We start from the raw sequence: 2,621 nt of genomic DNA on the forward strand, positions 1-2,621 counted from the left end.
ACGCCCTACTTGCCCGGGCCCCGGAAGCGGCCGAACGCCTTGGTGAGGGCGCCCAGCGGCGAGCCGTCCGCCTTGGCCGTTCCCGGCGCGGGCGGCCGGGGCACGCCGTCGCCGCCGCTCACCTCTGCCAGCGCGGCATGGGCCGCCTCGGCCGCCTCCCGGTACAGGTCGCGGGAGTTGGTCATGGCGTCGAGCGCCTCGGCGTACTTGGTGGCCATCTCCCGGGCGTGGACCAGCTCCTCCTCGGGGGTGAGCAGGTGCCAGCCCTGGCGCAGCCGCGTCAGGGCCTGCTCGGCCTCTGCGGGCATCGGCCGGGTCAGTGCGGCGAACTCCTTGATCCTGTCGAGGAGTTCGGTCGGCACCGAACCGTCCAGGAAGACGTTGCGCACCGTGAAGCGTTCCGCGTCGTACTCCGGGAGCTGCGGAATCGTGGGCAGCACGACGGCGCCGCCGCGCGGCATCCGTACGTTGAATTCCCGCTTCATCGCGAAGTCGGCGATCTGGGCCTGCTCGGGCGTGGCCCGGTGCTCGACCACCCGGTGCCGCAGGCTCGGCGGCAGGAACGCCGAGACCGGCTGCTGCCCCAGCGCGTCCGGCGTCATCGCCTCGTGCACCACGACGTGCAGGAACCAGCTCTGCTTCGCGCAGTCGCGCAGCCGTCTGCGCAGCGCGTCGTCGTCCTTCGGCAGGTGGTTCGCCTTCCGCAGGCGTACGTCCGCCACGGTCGCGCCGTGGTCCCAGGGGGTCCGGTCGCTGTCGGGCCAGAACATGGTGGCGGGCGACGGCCAGTGCGCGTCCCACATCCGCTCCGCCTCGGCCGCGAGGACCCAGGTGACGCCCTCGCCTTCCTTGCGGCGGCCCTCGGGGTCGTACGTGGTCAGCTGGGCGCGCACCGTGACGTCTCCGGCCACGCGCCAGCGGGCCTCGAAGAGACGGCGCGCGGACGGGCCGGGGTCGGCGGACTCGTCCCTCGGGTACAGGACGGTGGAACGGGCCGCCTCGACGGGGTCGAGGTCCAGGAAGTCGTCGAGCACCCCGGCCGCCTTGAGGGCGATCAGGTTGCGCCGGACGTCCTGCTCGGGCTCGGGCCCGAGATGGCGCCCACGCCCCAGCCACGCGGTGTCGGGGACGGTGGTCGAGGAGGTGCTCTTCTTGGCCATGGAGTCGTTCTGTGGGGGACGGGGGCCCGACCAGTATGGTCGGTGATCCTGTCAGGGGAAGCGGGCCCCCCGCCGCAGGCCCGCCGAGCGGGTCCACGGGCCGTCCGGACCGGGTCGCGAATTGGTGAGGCCCGACGGTTTCTCCGTTGAATCTTGTCGCAGGCCACGAATCCGGGGGATGCTCGGCGTCCTAGCCTGAGGCGGTGATCAGTGACATGCCGACAAGTCCCCGTACGAGTCTGGGCCGCGTGCTCGATGACTTCGGCCCCACCCTGCTGGATCTCGTGCACGGCAGCCCGCAGCCGGCCGGCGAGATCGGCGGCGTGGTCATCCACGACCCGGGGGACGAGGTCGCGTACCCCTCCCACGCCATCGTCCTGGGCGTGGCCGTCTACGGGGTGCGGGAGATCGCCCGGCTCCTGCACGACCTGGGCGCCCACGGCGCCGCCGCCCTCGTGGTGCGCGGGCCGGTGGAGCGGGACGCGTCGCTCGCCGCGGCGTCGGCCGCTTCGGGGGTGGCGCTGCTGACCCTCACCCAGGGTGCCTCCTGGTCCCAACTGACGGCGCTGTTGCGGACGTTGCTCACCGAGGGGGACGTCGGGGAGGCGGAGGCGCAGACGCTCGGCGGGGTGCCGTCCGGCGACCTGTTCGCGCTGGCCAACGCCGTCGCGACGCTGCTGGACGCGCCCATCACGATCGAGGACCGCCGCTCTCGGATTCTCGCGTTCTCGGGCCGTCAGGACGAGGCCGACCAGGCCCGGGTCGCCACCATCCTCGCGCGCCGGGTGCCGGACGGATACCTGCGGATCATGGAGGGCCGGGGGGTGTTCGGCGAGCTGTACCGCAGCGACCGGCCGGTGCACATCGCTCCGGCCACCCTCGACGAGGGCGAGACGGCGATACCCCGGGTGGCCGTCGCCGTGCGGGCCGGTGACGAATTCCTCGGGTCGGTGTGGGCGGCGGTGCGGGAGCCGCTGACGCCCGACCGCGAGCAGGCGTTCCAGGACGCGGCGAAGCTGGTCGCCCTGCATCTGCTGCGCCACCGGGCGGGCGCGGACGCGCAGAACCGGCTGCGGGCCGACCTGGTGAGCACCGTCCTGGAGGGCGGTACGGGCGCGGCGGACGCGCTCGACCGGCTGGGTCTCGTGCACGAACCCACGGTGGTCATGGCGCTGGGTCTGGCCGGGCACAGCGGGCCGTCGGACCGCGGCGGGCCCTCAGGGCAGACCGGCGATCATGCCGAGGTCGCCGCCGAGCGGCAGCGGCTGACCAGCGCGCTGGGCATCCACCTCAACGCGGTGCAGCCGCGTTCCGCGCTCGCGCTGCTCGGTGACGTGGCGTACGCGATCGTCCCCGTGCCGGCCGACCCGACGGCCGGGCGGGAGCGGGCTGCGCAGATCGCGGGCAACTTCGTGGAGCGTGCCGGGCAGCGGGCGCGGGCGGTCATCGGCATCGGTTCGG

General features: G+C 73.9%; 2 protein-coding genes. One reads left to right on the forward strand and one right to left on the reverse strand.

The features are described 5' to 3' along the window. Window positions 1-5 precede the first annotated feature (5 nt). Window positions 6-1,160 (reverse strand): hypothetical protein, encoded by a 1,155-nt coding sequence (locus ACWGIG_RS38345; RefSeq protein ID WP_453326354.1) that lies wholly within the window; start codon window positions 1,158-1,160, stop codon window positions 6-8. Window positions 1,161-1,408: 248 nt separating this feature from the next. On the opposite strand from ACWGIG_RS38345, the gene ACWGIG_RS38350 reads away from it, so the two are divergent. Next, the coding region (locus tag ACWGIG_RS38350) for a PucR family transcriptional regulator (protein WP_453326355.1) at window positions 1,409-2,621 on the forward strand (1,213 nt) is incomplete at its 3' end.

This window comes from Streptomyces sp. NPDC054863 (assembly GCF_053610825.1).

Coding starts and splice junctions, on each gene's coding strand:
- ACWGIG_RS38345 (WP_453326354.1), bottom strand. CDS start 1,160: ATGGCCAAGAAGAGCACCTCCTCGACCACCGTCCCCGACACCGCGTGG.